This window comes from Pseudomonas benzopyrenica, assembly GCF_036884265.1.
Classification (GTDB): Bacteria; Pseudomonadota; Gammaproteobacteria; order Pseudomonadales; family Pseudomonadaceae; genus Chryseomonas; species Chryseomonas benzopyrenica.
Genome location: NZ_CP145723.1, coordinates 220,512 through 241,714, shown reverse-complemented (window position 1 = coordinate 241,714; position 21,203 = coordinate 220,512). Strand labels below are relative to the sequence as shown.

18 protein-coding genes are annotated in these 21,203 nt (G+C 66.7%); 15 read left to right on the top strand and 3 right to left on the bottom strand.

Annotated features, from left to right (window positions below; translation table 11 throughout):
- Positions 1–22 precede the first annotated feature (22 nt).
- From V6W80_RS01140 to znuB, 3 genes are read left to right on the top strand one after another with little or no spacing between them, the layout of a single operon-like run.
- On the top strand, positions 23–508 hold the full coding sequence (locus V6W80_RS01140; protein WP_338545660.1) for a Fur family transcriptional regulator: 486 nt from the start codon (positions 23–25) through the stop codon (positions 506–508).
- Entirely contained in the window at positions 505–1,275 is a 771-nt protein-coding gene (gene znuC, locus V6W80_RS01135) for a zinc ABC transporter ATP-binding protein ZnuC (protein WP_295516927.1), read from the top strand. Before V6W80_RS01140 ends, znuC begins: the two co-directional genes overlap by 4 nt.
- Positions 1,268–2,053: a zinc ABC transporter permease subunit ZnuB gene (znuB, locus tag V6W80_RS01130; RefSeq protein ID WP_133860006.1), complete on the top strand. Its 786-nt coding sequence runs from the start codon at positions 1,268–1,270 to the stop codon at positions 2,051–2,053. The genes znuC and znuB overlap by 8 nt, the downstream gene beginning before the upstream one ends.
- Before the next feature lie 5 nt (positions 2,054–2,058).
- Here the strand turns inward: znuB and V6W80_RS01125 are convergent, their stop codons facing one another.
- On the bottom strand, positions 2,059–3,012 hold the full coding sequence (locus tag V6W80_RS01125; RefSeq protein WP_338545659.1) for a sulfonate ABC transporter substrate-binding protein: 954 nt from the start codon (positions 3,010–3,012) through the stop codon (positions 2,059–2,061).
- A 197-nt stretch (positions 3,013–3,209) separates the two neighbouring features.
- Here V6W80_RS01125 and V6W80_RS01120 point away from each other — a divergent pair, with 197 nt between their 5' ends.
- The gene (locus V6W80_RS01120; RefSeq protein ID WP_017642329.1) at positions 3,210–3,506 is read left to right on the top strand and encodes a YciI family protein; all 297 of its coding nucleotides are present in this window, start codon (positions 3,210–3,212) and stop codon (positions 3,504–3,506) included.
- Positions 3,507–3,809: 303 nt separating this feature from the next.
- Positions 3,810–4,871: an acyltransferase family protein gene (locus tag V6W80_RS01115; RefSeq protein WP_017642330.1), complete on the top strand. Its 1,062-nt coding sequence runs from the start codon at positions 3,810–3,812 to the stop codon at positions 4,869–4,871.
- Positions 4,872–4,940: 69 nt separating this feature from the next.
- On the opposite strand, the gene V6W80_RS01110 is transcribed toward V6W80_RS01115, so the two are convergent.
- Complete coding sequence (locus V6W80_RS01110) at positions 4,941–5,957, bottom strand: zinc-dependent alcohol dehydrogenase family protein (RefSeq protein ID WP_017642331.1); 1,017 nt, start codon at positions 5,955–5,957, stop codon at positions 4,941–4,943.
- A 150-nt stretch (positions 5,958–6,107) separates the two neighbouring features.
- On the opposite strand from V6W80_RS01110, the gene V6W80_RS01105 reads away from it, so the two are divergent.
- From V6W80_RS01105 to V6W80_RS01060, 10 genes are all read left to right on the top strand, one after another.
- On the top strand, positions 6,108–7,028 hold the full coding sequence (locus V6W80_RS01105; RefSeq protein ID WP_017642332.1) for a LysR family transcriptional regulator: 921 nt from the start codon (positions 6,108–6,110) through the stop codon (positions 7,026–7,028).
- A gap of 197 nt (positions 7,029–7,225) precedes the next feature.
- Entirely contained in the window at positions 7,226–8,443 is a 1,218-nt protein-coding gene (locus V6W80_RS01100; RefSeq protein ID WP_338545658.1) for an efflux RND transporter periplasmic adaptor subunit, read from the top strand.
- Between the two features lie 155 nt (positions 8,444–8,598).
- Positions 8,599–11,775, top strand: coding sequence for an efflux RND transporter permease subunit (locus tag V6W80_RS01095; protein ID WP_338545657.1), 3,177 nt, complete (start codon positions 8,599–8,601; stop codon positions 11,773–11,775).
- Positions 11,772–13,205 (top strand): TolC family protein, encoded by a 1,434-nt coding sequence (locus V6W80_RS01090; protein WP_338545656.1) that lies wholly within the window; start codon positions 11,772–11,774, stop codon positions 13,203–13,205. Before V6W80_RS01095 ends, V6W80_RS01090 begins: the two co-directional genes overlap by 4 nt.
- A gap of 431 nt (positions 13,206–13,636) precedes the next feature.
- Positions 13,637–16,444: a monovalent cation/H+ antiporter subunit A gene (locus V6W80_RS01085; protein WP_338545655.1), complete on the top strand. Its 2,808-nt coding sequence runs from the start codon at positions 13,637–13,639 to the stop codon at positions 16,442–16,444.
- Position 16,445: 1 nt separating this feature from the next.
- Positions 16,446–16,775: a Na+/H+ antiporter subunit C gene (locus V6W80_RS01080; protein ID WP_017642337.1), complete on the top strand. Its 330-nt coding sequence runs from the start codon at positions 16,446–16,448 to the stop codon at positions 16,773–16,775.
- On the top strand, positions 16,772–18,271 hold the full coding sequence (locus V6W80_RS01075) for a monovalent cation/H+ antiporter subunit D (RefSeq protein ID WP_338545654.1): 1,500 nt from the start codon (positions 16,772–16,774) through the stop codon (positions 18,269–18,271). The genes V6W80_RS01080 and V6W80_RS01075 overlap by 4 nt, the downstream gene beginning before the upstream one ends.
- Positions 18,268–18,765: a Na+/H+ antiporter subunit E gene (locus tag V6W80_RS01070; RefSeq protein WP_026083993.1), complete on the top strand. Its 498-nt coding sequence runs from the start codon at positions 18,268–18,270 to the stop codon at positions 18,763–18,765. The genes V6W80_RS01075 and V6W80_RS01070 overlap by 4 nt, the downstream gene beginning before the upstream one ends.
- Complete coding sequence (locus V6W80_RS01065; protein WP_007159900.1) at positions 18,750–19,019, top strand: K+/H+ antiporter subunit F; 270 nt, start codon at positions 18,750–18,752, stop codon at positions 19,017–19,019. The genes V6W80_RS01070 and V6W80_RS01065 overlap by 16 nt, the downstream gene beginning before the upstream one ends.
- A gap of 14 nt (positions 19,020–19,033) precedes the next feature.
- Positions 19,034–19,363, top strand: a complete 330-nt coding sequence (locus V6W80_RS01060) for a Na+/H+ antiporter subunit G (protein WP_093255117.1) — start codon at positions 19,034–19,036, stop codon at positions 19,361–19,363.
- A 36-nt stretch (positions 19,364–19,399) separates the two neighbouring features.
- Here V6W80_RS01060 and V6W80_RS01055 read toward each other — a convergent pair whose 3' ends face one another.
- Complete coding sequence (locus V6W80_RS01055) at positions 19,400–20,977, bottom strand: ABC transporter substrate-binding protein (protein ID WP_064309189.1); 1,578 nt, start codon at positions 20,975–20,977, stop codon at positions 19,400–19,402.
- Between the last annotated feature and the right edge of the window lie 226 nt (positions 20,978–21,203).

Sequence of the window (21,203 nt, the reverse complement as noted above, 5' to 3'; positions counted from 1 at the left end):
CTGGCTCTCAAGGTACCGTTTCATGTCCGACGCCCCCCTGGCCTTTCGGCCCCATGATCATTCGCACTGCGTCGCCCACGCCCTGGCCGAGGCCGACGAACTCTGCAGCCGCGCCGGCGTGCGCCTCACCGAGCTGCGCAAGCGGGTGCTGGAGCTGGTCTGGCAAAGCCACAAGCCGCTCGGCGCCTACGACATCCTGGCCGTGCTCAGCGAGCAGGACGGTCGCCGCGCGGCGCCGCCCACCGTCTACCGGGCACTGGATTTCCTGGTCGAGAACGGCCTGGTGCACCGCATCGCCTCGCTCAACGCCTTCGTCGGCTGCAATCATCCCGGCGAGGCCCACCAGGGGCAGTTCCTGATCTGCCGCAGCTGCCAGGTGAGCATCGAACTGGAACAGCCCGCCGTGCACCAGGCGATCCTCGATGGCGCCAGCGCCGTGGGCTTCCAGGTGGAAGGCCAGACCGTGGAAGTGGTCGGTCAGTGCGCCGCCTGCCGGAAGCAGGCATGAGCGAGGCGCTGATCCGGCTGCAGGATGTCGGCGTGACCTTTGCCGGGCAGCCGGTGCTCGATCAGGTCAGCCTGACCCTGGACCCCGGCCGCATCGTCACCCTCATCGGCCCCAATGGCGCCGGCAAGACCACCCTGGTGCGCAGCGTGCTCGGCCTGCTCACGCCCGATCGCGGCAGTGTCTGGCGTCGCCCGCGGCTGCGCATCGGCTACATGCCGCAGAAGCTGCAGGTGGATGCCACCCTGCCGCTGTCGGTGCTGCGTTTCCTGCGCCTGGTGCCGGGCGTGAATCGCGCCAGTGCCCTGGCCGCCCTGGGTGAGGTAGGCGCCGAGGGCGTCATCGACAGTCCCCTGCAGAGCATTTCCGGCGGCGAGCTGCAGCGGGTGCTGCTGGCCCGCGCGCTGCTTCGCCAGCCCGAGCTGCTGGTGCTCGACGAGCCCGTGCAGGGCGTCGACATCAACGGCCAGAGCGAGCTGTACCGGCTGATCGGCCAGTTGCGCGAGCGCCATGGCTGCGGCGTGCTGATGGTTTCCCACGACCTGCATCTGGTGATGGGCGCCACCGACCAGGTGATCTGCCTGAATCGCCACATCTGCTGCTCCGGCCATCCCGAGCAGGTCAGCGGCGATCCGGCCTATCAGGCGCTGTTCGGCCAGAGTGCGCGCAACCTCGCCGTCTATCACCATCACCACGATCACGCCCACGACCTGCATGGCAGCGTGGTCAAGACGCCGCATGTTCATGGAGCCCACTGCAAGCATGGCTGATTTCCTGCTGTATGCCCTGCTCGCCGGTCTCGCCCTCGCCCTCGTTGCCGGTCCCCTCGGCTCCTTCGTGGTCTGGCGGCGCATGGCCTATTTTGGCGACACCCTGTCCCATGCTGCCCTGCTCGGGGTCGCCGTGGGCTTTCTGCTGGATGTCAGTCCGACCCTGACCGTCACCGTCGGCTGCCTGGCGCTGGCCGTGGTGCTGGTGGTGCTGCAGCGCCGCCGCGGCCTGGCCGCCGACACCCTACTGGGCATCCTTGCCCACAGCACCCTGTCCCTGGGCCTGGTGGCGCTGTCGTTCATGCACGAGGTGCGCATCGACCTGATGAGCTACCTGTTCGGTGATCTGCTGGCGGTGGGCCCGGCCGATCTGCGCTGGATCCTTGGCGGCAGCGCCGTGGTGCTGGTGGCCCTGGCCTGCCTGTGGCGCCCGCTGCTGGCCATCACCGTGCACGAGGAGCTGGCCCAGGTCGAAGGCCTGCCGGTGACCTGGATCCGCCTGGCACTGATGCTGCTGGTGGCCATCGTCATCGCCGTGGCCATGAAGATCGTCGGGGTGCTGCTGATCACTTCGCTGCTGATCATTCCCGCCGCCACCGCCCAGCGCCATGCCCGCAGCCCCGAGCAGATGGCCTGTGGCGCCAGCCTGCTGGGCATGGCCGCCGTGTGCCTGGGGTTGACCCTGTCCTGGTACCAGGACACCCCGGCCGGACCCTCGGTGGTAGTGGCCGCTGCCGGGATGTTTCTGCTGGGCTACCTGCTGCCTCGTCGCGCCTAGTCGTCCTAGGGCGCCTGCCAGACCGCTTGGCTTACCTCCACCGCCCGGGGAATCAGCCCCTGGGCCTTGAAGATGTCGGCGGTCTGTTGCTGGGTGGCGATGATCTCTGGCGTCAGCGTCGTCACCCCGTAGTGGGTACGTGCCTGCCAGGTGGCGATCACCGCTTCCGGCAGCCCGATCTGCTCGGCCAGGATGCGCGTCACCTCCGGCTTATGGGCATTGGCCCAGGCACCAGCCTTGGCCAGTTCCGCCAGCAACAGGCGGATCGCCTCGGGATGGGCATCGGCGAAGCGCCGCGAACCCTCATAGAAGCTGTTGGCGTGCAGCAGACCTTTATAGTCGGCCAGCACTCGCACCGGCTGGCCTTGCTGGATGGCCGCCAGATAGGGATCCCAGACCACCCAGGCGTCCACCGAGCCGTTGACGAAGGCGGCGCGGGCATCGGCCGGCGGCAGATAGACCGGCTGGATGTCCTTGAAGCTCAGCCCGGCCTTTTCCAGAGCCGCGACCAGCAAAAAGTTGGCGCTCGACCCCTTCTGCACGGCCACCTTCTTGCCCTTGAGTTCGGCGACGTCGCGGATCGGCGAACCGTCCGGCACCAGGATGGCCTCCACCGCCTCGCTGGCCGGTTCGGCGCCCAGGTAGACCAGATCGATCCCCGCCGCCTGGGCGAAGATCGGTGGCGGGGAGCCGGTATAACCGACGTCGATGCTGCCGGCATTGAGGGCTTCCAGCAATTGCGGCCCAGCCTGGAACTCGCGCCAGCTCACCTGATAGCCCTGGTCCCCTAGGGCCTGCTCAAGGGTGCCCTGGGCCTTGAGCACGGCCAGCAGACCGCCGCCCTTCTGATAACCGATGCGCAACGGCTGGTCGGCGGCCTGTACCGAAGCGAGCACACCGAGTGCGGCTAGCAGAACAGCGCCTTGCGCCAGCCATCGTCGGAGAGAGGAACGAACCATGGTGACCTTCCTTATATTCCATTTGGAAAGGTCAGCCTGGCCTATCTAGACCTGAATGTTTAATACATTTCTCTGCTAAGGCTATGCCCAGGCCAGGCATCAATGGACGGCCAAGGTCCGATTGACGCTGGCCCCAGGATCACGCCACCCTGCGCCAGCGGCGGCCATCGGGGCCGCCGAGCCTATCGGAGCCCGCCATGCCTTTTCTGATCGAGACCTTCGACAAGCCGGACAGCCTGGCCCTGCGCCAGCAGCATCGCCCGGCTCACCTGGATTTCCTGCGCGAGAACGCCGCCGCCCTGCTGGCCTGCGGTGCCAAGCTCAGCGATGACGGCGAGACCGCCAGCGGCAGCGTCTATATCGTCGATGTGGAAACCCGCGCCGAGGCCGAAGCCTTCATTGCCCGCGATCCCTTCACCACTGCCGGGCTGCCTGGCGAGGTGCGTATCACCCGCTGGCGCAAGGCGATTCTGGACGGCAAGGCCTTCGTCTGAGCCAAGCCACGGCGGTCTGCCCAGGCCGCCGCTGCCTAGCGCAAGCTGGCTTAAGAACACCTTAAGCCTGGCACAATGCCATCTGAATCAACGTTGTTCGCCGCCGTTGCAAGTTCACACTTCTAGTAATCGCTTCACAGAAAAGTGATGCAGCGCAAGAAAAGCCGGAGTTTTCCCGCCGCTACCGCAAGGAAGCTAACGAACTAGCCTAAGCTCACCGGGCTCAGATGATCTGATGCGCCGACATCCGTTCCCCACGCCCGTGGAGACGCTGTCTCGCTTAGCTAGTACAGAGGACTCAGCATGACCAAGACCACGCCTGAAAAGGATCTGCGCATCGAGACGATCCGCGGACTGGCGCTGTTTCTGATGGTAGCGGGCCACGTGATCGGCAGTTCGTCCACCCTCGGCATGAAGGTGCCGGACGACTCCGTGCTGCGCTATCTCTACGATTCTCTCGTCTACGTACGGATGCCGCTGTTCACCGCCATCTCCGGTTACGTCTATGCGCTGCGCCCGGTGAATACCGGCAGCGACCTGTCACGCTTCTACCAGGGCAAGTTCAAACGCATCGGCATTCCTCTGCTGGTGGTGTCGACGCTGTTCTTCGCCTTGCAGATGGCGGTGCCCAACACCAACTACAAGCCGCAGCTGACCGACATCTTCAGCATCTACTTCTTCAGCTACGCACACTTCTGGTTCCTGCAGTCGATCTTCTGCATCTTCGTGGTGATCGCCCTGTTGGAAAAGGCCGGACTGCTGCTGACCCTGCGCAACTTCGGCCTGGTGTTCGCCGTGGCCCTGGCGGCGTCCTTCGCCTGGGAGAGCTTCCCGGACCTGTTCAGCCTCTACAAGGCGGTCCAGCTGTTCCCCTTCTTCCTGCTGGGCCTGGGTCTCTACCGCTTCGGCGCGCAGCTCATCACCCAACGCAATGTCGTGACCATGGCCGTGGCCCTGGTGATCCTGGTGGCCATGGACCAGGCCTATCTGTTCGAACTGGTCGATCTCGACGAGACCGACATGGCCATCATCGGTACCGCCTTGGGTCTTGCCGCCATCAGCCTGCTGATCGCCCGCCGCTTCTACTTCAAGCCGCTGGCCTGGCTAGGGTACTTCTCCTTCGAGATCTACCTGTTCCACGTCTTCGGCACCGCCGGGGCGCGCATCGTGCTGAACAAGCTGCAGGTGCACGACACCTGGGTGGTGTTCACCGTCAGCATGGTCATGGGTCTGTTCCTGCCGGTGGCGCTCAAGTTGGTGCTGGAACGGATCAGTCCGCTGCACTTCCTCAGCGTGGCCTTCTTTGGTGCCAAGACGCGAGTCAATCGCGCCACGCCGCCGCTGCAAAAGAAAGCCACGGCCTAGGCGACCTGCAAGGGCGACCGGTCATGAAAAAACCCACGCCTTGGCGTGGGTTTTTTATTGCCTGGCCCGTCACTCGACGCTGAGGACGACGCGACCGCGGGTAGGGCACTGCTCCATGCAGCGATGGGCTTCGACGAACTGCGCGAAGGGAAAGACCTGCTTGATCTGCGCCTTGAGCAGGCGATCACGGGTCAGTTGGTCGATGTGCTGCAAGGCTTCCCGCACCGCGGCACAATCGGCTTCCAGGCCCATCTCCGGCTGGCCGGTGAAGTCCTGCACGCAGTGGATGTAGAGCTTGAATTTCTTCTTGAAGGCCGCGCAGGCCGGCAAGGGGGTCTGGTTGCCGCCGTTGAGGCCGTAGAGCAGCAACCGGCCGCGGGGCGCCATGGCCTCGCCGAGCAGCGCCAGTTGCGGACCGCCCAGGGCATCCAGGGCCACGTGCACGCCAACGCCGTCGGTGATGCTGGCGATGCGGCTGACCAGATCCTCTTCCTCGGCGGCGATGACCCTTTCCGCGCCCAGTTCGCGCAGGTAGTCACGGTCGGCGGCGTCGTGGGTGCTGGCGATGACCCGGGCACCCAGGGCCTTGGCCAGCTGGATGGAGGCCGGACCGCAACAGCGACTGGCATCGGTGATCAGCACCCATTCGCCGGGCTGCAGCCGCGCCTGGTGCATCAGCGCGGTATAGACGGTGAGCAGCGGATTGTAGTGCACCGCGGCTTCCACCGGGGTGAGCACGTCCGGGTAGCGCACCAGGGAGGTGGCCGGATAGACCAGGTCGTCGCCATAGGCCGGATAGCGATTGATGTCGTGGCCGAGAAAGCTGGCCACGCGATCGCCCACCGCCAGGTCGGCCACGCCTTCGCCCAAGGCGGTGACCACCCCGGCCAGCTCGCAGCCGAGACCGGCCGGGGGCACGGCCTGCTCAGGAGCCAGATTCTGCCGCCAGAGCACGTCGTACCAGCTCACGCCGATGGCCTCTACCCGCACCAGCACCTCGCCTGGCCCCGCCACGGGCGTGGGCCGGTCGATGCAGGCGAGCACCTCCGGCGGGCCGAATTGGGTGAACTGGATCAGGCGGGACATGGCACTACCTCGCGTTGATGCCGACCCCGGAACCGTTGCCGAGGCGGACTGCTTATGGCTAGGACTCTAACCAGCCTTGCCTTAGGATTCTATGCATCCCCATCGATAATGGACATCGGGGGTATCGATCCACTCCCTATCGGGGCCTGAATGAACCGTACCGATCTGCGCCGCGTCGACCTCAACCTGCTCATCGTGTTCGAGACCCTGATGCTCGAGCGCAGCGTCACCCGTGCCGCGGAAAAGCTGTTTCTCGGCCAGCCGGCCATCAGCGCCGCCCTGGCGCGACTGCGCACCCTGTTCGACGATCCGCTGTTCGTGCGTACCGGGCGCAGCATGGAGCCGACCCCCCGGGCCCAGGAGATCGCCGCCCTGCTGTCTCCAGCGCTGGACCAGATCTCCAGCGCGGTGAGCCGGACCCAGAGTTTCGAGCCGGCCAGCGCCGACCGGGTGTTTCGCGTCGGCCTGTCCGACGACGTCGAATTCGCCCTGCTGCCGCCGCTGCTCAGGCGCATCCGCATCGAGGCGCCGGGCACCACCCTGGTGGTGCGACGAATGAACTACCTGACCGCCGCCGGCATGCTGGCCTCCGGCGAGATCACCGTGGCGGTGGGCTATACCGAGGAATTGCCAGCCAATGCCAAGCGCCGCCCGGTGCGCCGCTTCGGCTTCAAGGTGCTGCGCGCCGACAGCAAGCCCGGGCGCCTGACCCTGGACGAATACTGCGCCCGCCCCCATGCCCTGGTGTCCTATGCCGGCGACCTCACCGGTTATATCGACGAATTGCTCGACAAGCTCGGCCGCCAGCGCCGGGTGGTGCTGGCGGTACCCCAGTTCAATGGCCTGGGCTCGCTGCTGGCGGAAACCGATCTGCTGGTGATGGTGCCGGACTACACCGCACGCCTGCTGGCCAGCACCGGCGGCCTTCGCTACGAAGACCCGCCCGCCGAGCTGAACGACGGCGGCCATGAATTGCCCATGGCCTGGAGCGGTGCCCAGGATCACGACCCCGGCGAGCGCTGGCTGAGGTCGCGCATCCAGATGTTCATTGGCGATCCGGACAGCCTTTGAGAAACGGATTCTGCTCTTGATTCGGCAGAAGGGCTCAACCGCGGCCCTTTCCAGCAAGGGCCATCACCGCCAGCGATACCTACAGCAAAACCATCATCGCCATCGATAAATAAGTTCGAGCCCTTCGATTCGTCGCCGACCTTACCCGGCGGCAGACTCGCCTCCCTGACCTCTTTCCACCTCGGGCGGACTCGAACATGGATCTCTTCGCGAAAACCCTCGGCCCCCTGGCCCTGACTTCAACGCTGTTGCTTGCCGCCTGCGGCGATTCCCATCCCCAGGCCAGCGCCGCGCCGCCCGCGCCCAAGGTGAGCGCCGCCGAGGTGCTGCGCCAGCCGGTGGTGGAATGGGACGAGGTGACCGGCCGCCTGGAAGCGCCGGAATCCGTGGTGGTGCGTCCGCGCGTCTCCGGCTACGTCGACCGCGTCCTGTTCCACGAGGGTGCCCGGGTCAAGCGCGGCGACCTCCTCCTGCAGATCGATCCGCGGCCCTTCCAGGCCGAGGTCAAGCGCCTCGAAGCCGAGCTGCAACAGGCCCGCGCCAACGCCAGCCGCACCGCCGACGAAGCCGCCCGCGGCGAACGCCTGCGCAGCAGCAACGCCATCTCCGCGGAAATCGTCGAGGCCCGCCGCAGCGCCGCCCAGGAAGCCAAGGCCAGCGTCGCCGCCGCCCAGGCGCAACTGGACGCCGCGCGCCTGAATCTGGGCTTCACCGAGGTGCGCGCCGCCATCGACGGGCGCGTCGGCCGTGCCGAGGTCACCGCCGGCAACCTGGTCAACGCCGGCGACACCCGCCTCACCACCCTGGTCTCCACCGACAAGGTCTATGCCTACTTCGACGCCGACGAGCGCGTCTTCCTCAAGCAGCAGGCCCTCGCCCGCCAGGGTCAACGCGGCGCGGCCAGCCCGGTCTACATGGCGCTGTCCAACGAGGACGCGTTCTCCCACGAAGGCCACATGGACTTCATGGACAACCAGCTCGATCCACGCACCGGCACCATCCATGGCCGCGCCGTGTTCGACAACGCCGACGGCCGCTTCACCCCGGGGCTCTATGCCCGGCTGCGGCTGGTGGGCAGCGGCACCTACGAAGGCACCCTGATCCAGGACGCCGCCGTAGGCACCGACCTGGGCAAGAAATTCGTGTTGGTGGTGGATGGCCAGAGCAAGGCCGCCTATCGCACCGTCGACCTGGGTCCGCGCCTGGAAGGCCTGCGCATCGTGCGCAAGGGGCTGGAAGCCGGCGATCGCATCGTGGTCAACGGCCTGCAGCGGGTGCGCCCGGGCATGACCGTCGACGCCCAGTCGGTGCCCATGGCCGATGCCACCACCCTGGCCGCCCTCAAGCGCCAGCGTGACGCGGTCCTGGCCAGCCTGCCGGCGCCCACCCAGCCGCTCAAGGTGGGTAGTCGCTAGACCCCAGGCTCCACCCCGTCCCGTTTCAGACTTCTACCCGTCCAGGCATCGCGGTATCGCGGTCGTGGACCGCTCCTACAGGCACGGACACCACTGTAGGAGCGGCCCATGGCCGCGATGAGCGCGACGGCCGCCTGTTGCCCAAGGAAAGCCCGATGAACTTCTCCCAGTTCTTCATCCGCCGGCCGATCTTCGCCGCCGTGCTCTCGCTGATCATCCTGATCGGCGGGGCCATCTCGCTGTTCCAGTTGCCGATCAGCGAATACCCCGAGGTGGTCCCGCCCACCGTGGTGGTGCGCGCCACCTTCCCCGGCGCCAACCCCAAGGTGATCGGCGAGACCGTGGCCGCGCCTCTGGAGCAGGCCATGAACGGCGTGGAGCACATGCTCTACCTGTCGTCCCAGTCGACCGCCGACGGCAAGCTGACCCTGACCATCACCTTCGCCCTGGGGACCAACCTGGACACCGCCCAGGTGCAGGTGCAGAACCGCGTCACCCGCACCCTGCCCAAGCTGCCGGAAGAGGTGCAGCGCCTCGGCGTGACCGCCGACAAGGCCTCGCCGGACCTGGCGATGGTGGTGCACCTGACCTCGCCGGATCAGCGCTACGACATGCTCTATCTGTCCAACTATGCCCTGATCAACGTCAAGGACGAGCTGGCACGGCTGGACGGCGTGGGCGATGTCCAGCTGTTCGGCATGGGCGACTATTCCCTGCGCGTCTGGCTCGATCCGGACAAGGTGGCCTCGCGCGGCCTGACCGCCAGCGACGTGGTCACCGCCATCCGCGAGCAGAATCGCCAGGTCGCCGCCGGTGCCCTCGGCGCGCCGCCAGCCCCGGGCAGCACCAGCTTCCAGCTGGCCATCAACACCCAGGGCCGCCTGGTGGATGAGGAAGAATTCGCCAACATCATCGTGCGCGCCGGCAGCGACGGCCAGATCACCCGGCTGCGCGACATCGCCCGCATCGAACTGGGCTCCAACCAGTACGCCCTGAGATCGCTGCTGAACAATCAGCCGGCGGTGGCCATCCCGATCTTCCAGCGCCCCGGCAGCAACGCCATCGACCTGTCCAACCAGGTACGCGCCAAGATGGCCGAGCTCAAGCAAAGCTTCCCCCAGGGCATGGACTACGAGATCGTCTACGACCCGACCATCTTCGTGCGCGGCTCCATCGAGGCCGTGGTGCACACCCTGTTCGAGGCCATCATCCTGGTGGTGCTGGTGGTGATCCTGTTCCTGCAGACCTGGCGCGCCTCGATCATTCCGCTGGCGGCGGTGCCGGTGTCGCTGATCGGCACCTTCGCGGTGATGCACGCCTTCGGCTTCTCGCTCAATGCGCTGTCCCTGTTCGGCCTGGTGCTGGCCATCGGCATCGTGGTGGACGACGCCATCGTGGTGGTGGAAAACGTCGAACGGAACATCGGCCTCGGCCTCGATCCGGTGGCCGCCACCCGGCGCGCCATGGGCGAGGTGACCGGGCCCATCATCGCCACCGCCCTGGTGCTCTGCGCGGTGTTCGTGCCGACCGCCTTCATCTCCGGCCTCACCGGGCAGTTCTATCGCCAGTTCGCCCTGACCATCGCCATCTCCACGGTGATCTCGGCCTTCAACTCCCTGACCCTGTCGCCGGCCCTGGCCGCGGTACTGCTCAAGGGCCACGACGCGCCCAAGGACCGTTTCTCGCGGCTGCTCGACCGGCTGTTCGGCGGCTGGCTGTTCGCGCCCTTCAACCGCTTCTTCGACAAGGCCAGCCACGGCTACGTCGGCGCCGTGCGCCGGGTACTGCGCGGTGGCTCCATCGTGCTGGTGCTCTATGTGGTGCTGCTCGGCCTGACGGGCCTGGGCCTGATCAAGACCCCCACTGGCTTCGTGCCGCCCCAGGACAAGCAGTACCTGGTGGCCTTCGCCCAGTTGCCCGACGCCGCCACCCTGGATCGCAGCGAGGAGGTCATCCGCCGCATGTCGGCCATCGCCCTCAAGCACCCCGGCGTGGAAAGCACCGTGGCCTTCCCGGGCCTGTCCATCAACGGCTTCACCAACAGCCCCAACAGCGGCATCGTTTTCGTGACCCTGAAGCCCTTCGAGGAGCGCCGTGATCCCCAGTTGTCAGCCGGCGCCATCGCCGCCCAGCTGAACGGTGAATTCGCCGCCATCCAGGAATCCATCATCGCCATCTTCCCGCCGCCACCGGTGCAGGGGCTGGGCAGCATCGGCGGCTTCCGCCTGCAGGTGGAAGACCGTGGCAACCTGGGTTACGAGGAGCTCTACACCCAGACCCAGAGCGTGCTGGCCAAGGCCCGGCAGCTGCCGGAGCTGGCACCGGAGTCGCTGTTCACCAGCTACCAGGTCAACGTGCCGCAGATCGATGCCCATATCGATCGCGAGAAGGCCAAGACCCACGGGGTGCCCATCGACGCCATCTTCGACACCCTGCAGGCCTACCTGGGCTCGGTCTACGCCAACGACTTCAACCGCTTCGGCCGTACCTTCCAGGTCAACGTCCAGGCCGACCAGCGCTTCCGCCTGGAGCCCGAGCAGATCGGCCAGCTCAAGGTGCGCAACGACCGCGGCGAGATGGTGCCCCTGTCCACCTTCGTCAAGATCAGCGATACCGCGGGGCCTGACCGGGTGATGCACTACAACGGCTTCCTCACCGCCGAGATCAACGGTGCGCCGGCCCCGGGCTACAGTTCCGGCCAGGCCCAGGCGGCCATCGAGGCGCTGCTCAAGCAGGAGTTGCCCAACGGCATGACCTTCGAATGGACCGAGCTGACCTACCAGCAGATCCTCTCCGGCAATACCGCCCTGCTGGTGTTCCCGCTCTGCGTGCTGCTGGCCTTCCTGGTACTGGCCGCCCAGTACGAGAGCTGGAGTCTGCCGCTGGCGGTGATCCTGATCGTGCCCATGACCCTGCTCTCGGCCATTACCGGGGTGATCCTGGCCGGCAGCGACAACAACATCTTCACCCAGATCGGGCTGATCGTGCTGGTGGGCCTGGCGTGCAAGAACGCCATCCTCATCGTCGAGTTCGCCAAGGACCAGCAGGCCACCGGTAAGGACCGCGTCGCCGCGGTGCTGGAGGCCTGCCGCCTGCGCCTGAGACCCATCCTGATGACCAGCTTCGCCTTCATCATGGGTGTGGTGCCCCTGGTGACTTCCACTGGCGCCGGCGCCGAGATGCGTCATGCCATGGGCGTCGCGGTGTTCTCCGGGATGCTCGGGGTGACCTTCTTCGGCTTGCTGCTCACGCCGCTCTTCTATGTGCTGGTACGCGCCTTCGTGGAGCGTCGCCAGGCTCGCTCCGCCGTTGCCCAGGAGGCCCAGGCATGAAGGCTTTCGCTCCCCTGCTGCTGGCGCTGGCGGTCTCCGCCTGCGCCGTCGGCCCGCACTACCAGGCGCCTGAGCAGGCGCCCGCGCAACTCAAGGCCAGCCAGCAGCCCAGCGCCTACGACCAGGGCCGCTTCGAGGCGCTCTGGTGGCGCCAGTTCGAGGACCCGACCCTCAACGCCCTGGTGGCCAGCAGCCTGGACGGCAACCGCGAATTGCGCGCCGCCTTCGCCCGGTTGCGCGCCGCCCGCGCCCTGCGCGACGACGACGCCAACGACCTCTATCCGACGGTTACCAGCCGTGCCAGCAGCCAGCTCGGCAAGGCCCAGCAACCCGGTCTGACCGAAGAGCGGGTCAACAGCGAACGCTATGACCTGGGCCTGGACATGGCCTGGGAGCTGGACCTGTTCGGGCGCGTCCGCCATACCCTGGAAGCCAGCGATGCCCGCGCCGAAGCCGCGGCGTCGGATCTCGCCGCGCTGCAGGTCAGCCTGATCGCCGAACTGGTGGACGCCTATGGCGACCTGCGCGGCGCCCAGCTGCGCGAACGCATTGCCCGTGACAACCTGGGTAACCAACGCGAGGCGCGCCGCCTGACCGTGACCCTCAGAGACGAAGGCATGGGCAGCGACCTGGACGTGCAGCGCAGCGAAGCGCGCCTGGCGGCCACCGAAGCCAGTCTGCCGGAATTCCAGGCCCAGGCCACCCGAGCGCGCAATCGCATCGCCACCCTGCTCGGCCAACGCCCGGATGCCCTGAGCGTGGATCTCTCGCCCAAGGCCCTGCCGGCCATCGCCAAGCGCCTGCCCATCGGCGATCCCGGCGAATTGCTGCGCCGCCGTCCGGACGTGGCGGCCGCCGAACGCCGGCTGGCCGCCGCCACCGCCGACGTTGGTGTGGCCACCGCCGATCTCTTCCCGCGGGTCAGTCTCTCGGGCTTTCTCGGCTTCACCGCCGGACGCGGCTCGCAGATCGGCAGCAGTGCCGCCCGCGCCTGGGGCCTCGGCCCGAGCATCAGCTGGGCCGCCTTCGACCTGGGCAGCGTGCGCGCCCGCCTGCGCGGCGCCCGTGCCGGTTCCGACGAGGCCCTGGCCAACTACGAGCAGCAGGTGCTGACCGCCCTGGAAGAGAGCGCCAACGCCTTCAGCGACTACGGGCGGCGCCAGGAGCGCCTGCAGGCGCTGATCCGCCAGTCGGTGGCCAGTCGTGCCGCCGCCGACCAGGCCGAGATCCGCTATCGCGAAGGCGGTACCGACTTCCTGGTGCTGCTCGATGCCCAGCGCGAACGCCTGGCCGCCGAGGACCAGCAGGCCCAGGGCGAGATCGAGCTCTATCGCGGCATCGTCGCCCTCTACAAGGCCCTGGGTGGCGGCTGGGACGTGCAGCCCGCCCGTCTCGCCCAGGGTAACGCTTCCCCCGCGCCGGCGCTCTGACGCTGGCGCTTACCCCCGACACGCGTGTTCTCTTGCTCCTTTGGCGTGTCGGGTTTTTTCTTCGCACTACCCGGTGCGGCGCCCAGGGTGCCGCACCGGGTGCCCTCCTCCGCACAGATCTGAGCAAAAGCCCGTATTAGAGGTCTTAGTGAGACCCGCACAGCGCCTGCCAAGTGTTTGAGACCCGTGCTGGACACGGCGTGCCTGTTTCCTAATATTTTGTAAGGGAGACAGGGCTAGGATTTTGTGGTCTCTCTTTTATTATCACCTTAGGTTATTAAACCTTCGGTTCTTGTACGAAACTCGAAGATCGATTCCGACACCTCTCGCCGTCTTGGCGATCTCTGCGTGGACGCATCGAATGCCGCTCGAGGTCTCGAGGGAGCACCATCTATCCACCGCCGTGAGGCGCTCAGCTAAAGGATGCAGGCATGGTATTGGCGCTGATCATCGCGTTGCCCTTCCTGGGAACACTGTTGTCGCTGGCGACCGATCGCTTCGGTCGGCGCGCCTGCGCCCTGGGCACCGCCGTGGCGCCCGCCCTGGCCCTGGCCCTGCTGGCCACGCAACTCCCAGCGGTGCTGGACGGCACCGTGCTGCTGCAGCGGGTGGACTGGCTGCCGGCCCTGGGGCTGAATCTCAGCCTGCGCCTGGACGGTCTGGGGCTGATGTTCGCCCTGATGATCCTGGTCATCGGCCTGCTGGTGATCCTCTATGCCACCTATTACCTGAGCAAGGACGAGCCGGTCGGGCGCTTCTTCGCTTACCTGCTCTTGTTCATGGGCGCCATGCTGGGCGTGGTGCTGGCGGAAAACCTGCTGCTGCTGATGGTGTTCTGGGAGTTGACCAGCCTGTCGTCCTTCCTGCTGATCGGCTTCTGGAGCCATAGCAAGGAAGCCCGCCAGGGCGCGCGCATGGCCCTGACCGTCACCGGCGGCGGCGGCCTGGCCCTGCTCGCCGGCATCCTCTTGATCGGCCATATCGTCGGCAGCTTCGAGTTGACCGACGTGCTCGCCGCCGGCCCGCTGATCACCGGCCATGCCCTCTATCCACTGGCGCTGATCCTGGTGTTGCTGGGCGTCTTCACCAAGTCCGCGCAATTTCCCTTCCACTTCTGGCTGCCCCAGGCCATGGCCGCGCCGACGCCCGTATCGGCCTATCTGCACTCGGCGACCATGGTCAAGGCCGGGGTCTTCCTGCTGGCGCGGCTCTATCCGGCGTTGGCCGATTCGGAGTGGTGGTTCTACATCGTCACCCTCACCGGCCTCACCACCCTGGTGGTGGGCGCCATCCTGGCGCTGTTCCAGCACGACCTCAAAGGCCTGCTGGCCTACTCCACCATCAGCCATCTCGGCCTGATCACCCTGCTGTTCGGCCTCGACACCCAGCTGTCCACCGTGGCGGCGGTGTTCCACATCCTCAACCACGCCACCTTCAAGGCCTCGCTGTTCATGGCCGCCGGCATCATCGACCACGAGACCGGCAGCCGCGACATGCGCCGTCTGGCCGGGCTCTGGCGCTACATGCCGCATACCGCGGTGCTGGCCATGGTCGCCGCCGCGGCCATGGGCGGGGTGCCCCTGCTCAACGGCTTCCTGAGCAAGGAGATGTTCTTCAACGAGACCCTCAATCACGGCCTGTTCGGCAGCTTCAGCTGGGTCGTGCCGGCGGTGGCGGTGCTCTACGGGGTCTTCTCGGTGGCCTATTCGCTGCGCTTCATCCACGACGTCTTCTTCAACGGCGAGCCACGCGACCTGCCCCACTACCCGCCTCATGAACCGCCGCGCTACATGAAGATCCCGGTGGAGATCCTGGTGCTGCTCTGCCTGCTGGTGGGCGTAGTACCGGGCTACACCGTGGCGCCGCTGCTGGCCGCAGGTGCCAGCGCCGCCCTTGGCGGCAGCCTGCCCGACTACAGCCTGGCCATCTGGCACGGCTTCAACACCGCCCTGGTGATGAGCATCCTGGCCATGGTCGGCGGCGTACTGGTCTATGCCTTCCGCCAGCCCCTGTTCCGCTGGCAGGAGGGACTGCCCGACGTCGACGCCCGCCTGGTCTTCGAGCAGAGCCTGAACCGGCTGATCGGCTTCGCCCAGCGGCTCACCGGGCGCCTGGAAAGCGGCTCGCTGCAGGGCTACATCGCGCTGATGCTGGCGGCCACCCTGGTGCTGCTGGTGGCGGCACTGTCGGGGCTGGACAGCCTCCACGGTCCGGTCGCGCTGTCGCCCTTCGATCCGCTCACCGCCCTGGGCCTGGGCATCCTGATGCTGACCGCGGTGCTGACGGTGTTCTTCCACCGCAACCGGCTCAAGGCCTTGATGACCCTGAGCACCGTGGGCCTGATCGTCTCGCTGCTGTTCGCCCGCTACTCGGCTCCGGACCTGGCCCTGACCCAGCTGTCGGTGGAGGTGGTGACGGTCATCCTGCTGGTGCTGGCGCTGTTCTTCATGCCGGATCGCACCCCCATCGAATCCAGCAGCCTGCGCGGCCTGCGCGACGTCCTGCTGGCCGGCGGCCTGGGCCTGCTGGTGGCGCTGCTGGCCTATGCCGTGCTGACCCGCCCCTACGAGGGCATCGGCGACTTCTTCCTGGCCAACTCGGTGTCCGGGGGTGGTGGCTACAACGTGGTCAACGTCATCCTGGTGGACTTCCGTGGTTTCGACACCCTCGGCGAGATCACCGTGCTGGCCATCGCCGCCGCCGGCGTCTACGGCCTGCTCAAGCACCTGCATCTGCCGCATCCGCTGGTCGACCCCAAGGGCACGCCCTGGTCCCGCGACAGCCACCCGATGATCCTCAACAACGTGGCGCGGGTGCTGCTGCCGCTGGCGTTGCTGGTATCGGCCTTCATCTTCGTGCGTGGCCACAACCTGCCCGGCGGCGGCTTCATCGCCGGCCTGATCACCGCCATCGCCCTGATCCTGCAGTACGTGGCCCATGGCGTGACCTGGACCCAGCGGCGCCTGCCGATCAGCTACCACGCCATCTGCGGCCTCGGCGTGCTGATCGCCGCCCTGACCGGACTGGGTTCGCTGGCCTTCGGTTACCCCTTCCTCACCACCGCCTTCGACTACTTCGCCATCCCCCTGATCGGCAAGACCGAACTGGCCACCGCCCTGATCTTCGATCTCGGCGTCTACCTCGCCGTCGTCGGCGCCACCCTCCTGATCCTCTCCAACCTCGGCCATGTCAGCCGGGACGAGACGGACAAGGACGGCTCCAGCCAGGAGGTGCTCTAACATGGAAATCCTGTTCTGCACGGCCCTTGGGGTCCTCACCGCCAGCGGCGTGTACCTGCTGCTCCGGGCGCGCCTCTATCCGGTGGTGCTCGGCCTCACCCTGCTCTCCTACGCGGTCAATCTCTTCCTGTTCGCCATGGGCCGCCTGCGCACCGGCGTGCCGGCGGTGATCGGCAAGGCCGCCGAGCAGGCCGATCCGGTGCCCCAGGCGCTGGTGCTCACCGCCATCGTCATCGGCTTCGCCATGACCGCCTTCGTGGTGGCCCTGTCGCTACGCGCCCTCGGCGAGTTGCGTACCGACCACGTGGATGGCGAGGAGCCGCGCCGATGAAGCACCTGATCATCCTGCCGATTCTCGTACCGCTGTTCATGGGCGCCTTCCTGCTCATGCGTCCGCGGCTGTCCGCCAGCACCGCGCGCGGACTGTCGCTGCTGGCCACCTGGACCCTGCTGCCGCTGGCACTGCTGCTCCTGCAGCGAGCCAACAGCGGTCAGCTGGAGGTCTATGCCCTGGGCGACTGGCCGGCGCCCTTCGGCATCGTCCTGCTGCTGGATCGCCTGGCCGCGCTGATGCTGGTCAGCGTGGCGGTGCTGGCCGCCGGGGCGGCGCTCTATGCCTGCCGCGGCGACGACAAGCGTGGCCCGGATTTCCATGCGCTGTTCCAGTTCCAGCTGCTGGGCATCAATGGCGCCTTTCTCACCGGCGACCTGTTCAACCTCTTCGTCTTCTTCGAGATCCTGCTGATCGCCTCCTATGCCCTGCTGGTGCATGGCGCCGGCCCCGCCCGGGTCCGCGCCGGCCTGCACTACGTGGTGCTCAACCTGGTGGGCTCGGCGCTGTTCCTGATCGGCATCGGCCTGCTCTATGGCCTGCTCGGCACCCTGAACATGGCCGACCTCGGCCTCCGGGTCGCCAACGCCGATCCCGAACAGGCACCGCTGCTGGCCGCCGCGGGCTTTCTGCTGCTGGTGGTCTTTGGTCTCAAGGGCGCCATCCTGCCGCTGTACTTCTGGCTGCCCAGTGCTTATTCCGCCGCCAGCGCCCCGGTCGCCGCCCTGTTCGCCATCATGACCAAGGTCGGGCTCTACGCCATCGTCCGCGTCTTCCTGCTGGTATTCGGCACGGCCGCCGGCCCCCTGGCCCACTATGTCCTGCCCTGGCTCTGGCCGCTGGCGGCGGTCACCCTGGCGGCCGGGGTGTTCGGCGCCCTGGCGGCCCATCACCTCAAGGCCCTGCTTGGCTACCTGGTGGTCATCTCGGTAGGGATGCTGCTGACCGGCGTGGCCCTGGGCAGCGTCGCGGGCCTGGCCGCCAGCTTCTTCTACCTGGTGCACAGCACCTGGATCGCCGGCGCCCTGTTCCTGCTGGCGGATCTCATCGCCCAGCAACGCGGGGCGCAGGGCGATACCCTCAACAGCGGTCCGCAGCTGGCTCACCCACGACTGCTCGGTGGCCTGTTCTTTCTCGGTGCGTTATCCGTCGCCGGCCTGCCGCCCTTCCCCGGCTTTCTCGGCAAGGTGATGCTCTTGCAGGCTACCGGCACCGCCTGGCCGGCATTGATCATCTGGCCGGTGGTGCTGCTGGGCGGCCTGGGCATGATCATCGCCCTGTCCCGCGCCGGCACCACGCTGTTCTGGCGCGGCAACAGCGCCGCCCTGGACGTCCGCCTCGATCCGGTCCAGCTCGCCGCCACCCTCGGCCTGCTGCTGGGCAGCCCGCTGCTGATGGCGCTGGCCGCGCCGCTGCACGGCTACGCCTTGGAAACCGCCCGGCAATTGCTGGACGTCACACCCTACTTCGACATCGTCCGGGGGGTTGGCCCATGAAACGCTGGCTACCGCACCCACTGCTCACCGGGTTGCTGACCCTGACCTGGCTGCTGCTCAACAACAGCCTGAGTCTGGGCCAGCTGCTGCTGGGTCTGCTGCTTGGCTGGGGCATCCCGCTGCTGTGCCAGGACTTCCTGCTGCACGCGCCCCGGCTGCGCCGCCCGGTCCTCCTGCTGCGCTACATGCTGATGGTGGTATACGACATCATCGTCGCCAACCTGCACGTCGCCCGCCTGGTGCTGGGCCGGACCGAGGCGCTCAAGCCGGCGTTCATCGAGGTGCCCATCGACATCGAGGACGAATTCCTGCTCACCCTGCTGGCCTGCGTGGTATCCCTCACCCCCGGCACCGTTTCCTCCGGCCTCAGCGGCGATCGCAAGACCCTGCTGCTACACGGTCTCGATGTCGCGGACAAGGACGCGGTGATCCATCAGGTCAAGACGCGCTATGAAGCCCCGCTCAAGGAGATCTTCGAATGCTCACCTACGTGACCCTGCTGTGCATGGGGATGATGGGCGTGGCCGCCGTGCTCAACGTCTATCGCCTGGTGAAGGGACCGGACATCCCGGATCGGGTGCTGGCCCTGGACACCCTCTACATCAACGTCCTGGCGATCATCATCCTGTTCGGTATCTGGCTGGCCACCGACGTCTTCTTCGAAGCCTCGCTGCTCATCGCCGTAACCGGTTTCGTCGGCACCGTGGCGCTGGGCAAGCATATGCTGCATGGCGAAATCATCGATTAACAGGGAGCTACCCAATGCCCTTCTGGCTCGAACTCCTGATCTGCGCCCTGCTGCTCATCGGCAGCAGCTTCGCCCTCATCGGCGCCATCGGCCTGTACCGGCTGCCGGACTTCTTCATGCGCCTGCACGGTCCGACCAAGGCCACCACCCTGGGCGTGGGCAGCACCATCATCGCCTCGATGCTGTTCTTCAGCAGCCAGGGCGAAGGTCTCAGCCTGCACGAGTTGCTGATCGCCCTGTTCATCTTCATCACCGCGCCGGTCAGCGCCCATATGCTGGCGCGCGCCGCCATCCAGCAGAAGGTCAAGCAGGTGGAGCGCACCGACGGCCAGCCCTGGCGCTAGGCTGACCGCGCACCGCTCGCCGCACCGCAGGCGGTCCTAGCGACCGCCGCTGACCTTGCTGAAGTCCTGCCGCCCGAAGGGATTGGGCTGATAGCCCTCGACGCCGCTCTTGGCCAGCACCGTTACCGTCGGATGGGCCAACGGCAGCCACAGCGCCTGGTCGTGGATGATGCGCTGCGCCTGGTGGTACACCGTGGCCCGGGCCATCTGGTCGGACAGGGTCTTGCCCTTGCTGATGGCGCCATCCAGGGTCTTGTCGCAATAACGGGCGAAGTTCAGCCCCGACTGCACCGAGGCGCAGGAGAATTGCGGTGTCAGGTAGTTGTCCGGGTCGCCATTGTCGCCAGCCCAGCCCATGAACAGCAGATCGTGTTCGCCGGTCTTGGCGCGGCGGATCAATTCGCCCCATTCGATCACCTGGATCTGGGCATCGACGCCGATCTTCTTCAGGTCGGCCTGCAGCATCTGGGCACCCAGTTGCGGATTGGGATTGAGCAGGCTGCCGCTGGGGCGCGTCCAGATGGTGGTCTTGAAGCCATCCTTCAGCCCCGCCTGGGCCAGCAAGGCCTTGGCCCTGGCCGGGTCATAGGGATAGGCCGGCACGTCCTTGGCGTAGCCCCAGGTGGTGGGTGGATAGACATTGTCCGCCGCCACCGCGGTGTCCTGGAACACCGCCTTCAGATAGCTCTGCTTGTCGAAGGCCAGGTTGATGGCCTGGCGCACCTTGATGTTGTCCAGCGGCGGATGGGTGGTGTTGATACCCACGAAGGCGGTCATGAAGGCCGGCGTCTGCAGCACCTGCAGGCTCTTGTCCTCATGGGCGCTCTGCAGATCCTGGGGCTTGGGTGACAGGGCGATCTGGCATTCGCCGCGCTTGAGTCGCTGCAGGCGCACCGCCGAGTCGGGGGTGATGGCATAGATCAGGCCATCCAGCTTGGGCTTGCCGGCGAAGTAGTCCGGATTGGCGGCGTAACGCACCACGGCATCCTTCTGATAGCGCTTGAAGACGAAGGGACCGGTGCCGATGGGCTCGTCGTTGAGCTGGGCGGTCTTGCCGGCCTTGAGCAGCTGAGCGGCGTATTCGGCGGAATAGATGGAGGCGAAGCCCATGCTCAGGGTCGGCAGGAAGGTGGCGTCCGGGCTGTTGAGCACGATGCGCACGCCGAGGTCACTGGTCTTTTCCACGCGCTTGATCAGCTTGGGCCACTGCATCGACTGGGCATGGGGATAGCCGCTCTTGGCCACCGCGTGCCAGGGATGATCCTTGTCCAGCATGCGCTGGAAGCTGAACACCACGTCGTCGGCCGTCAGGGTACGGCTGGGGGTGAAGTAGTCGGTCTGGTGAAACTTCACGTCCGGGCGCAGGGCGAAGTCGTAGGTCAGGCCGTCCGTGGAGATCGTCCAGCTCTGCGCCAGGCTCGGCACCAGCTTGGCTTCGCTGGCGTCGTATTCCACCAGCCGGTTCATCAGCACATCGGCCGAGGCATTGGTGGTGGTCAGGGAGTTGTATTGCACCACGTCGAATCCATCCGGACTGGCTTCGGTGCAGACGCTGAGCGTGGCGGCCTGAGCCAGCAGGGGCGCGAAGAGCAGAGGCAAGGCGGCGAAACGCATGAACGATTCCTTGTAGATCCGAGGTGGGCAGACGACACGCGCTTAGCGGGCAGCGGCTGACAGGGCGCTGTGGGCGGCCGTCTGGCGGACGTGGATTGAGTGTGGCACGCGCTCTAAACTAGACCACCCGTCCGTCCGTCACAATGCTTCTCACCGACGAACGGTTGACATTCCGGCCAGGCCCACACGGCGGCCGGTCCGTAGGCATTTCATCCGTCGCCCTACC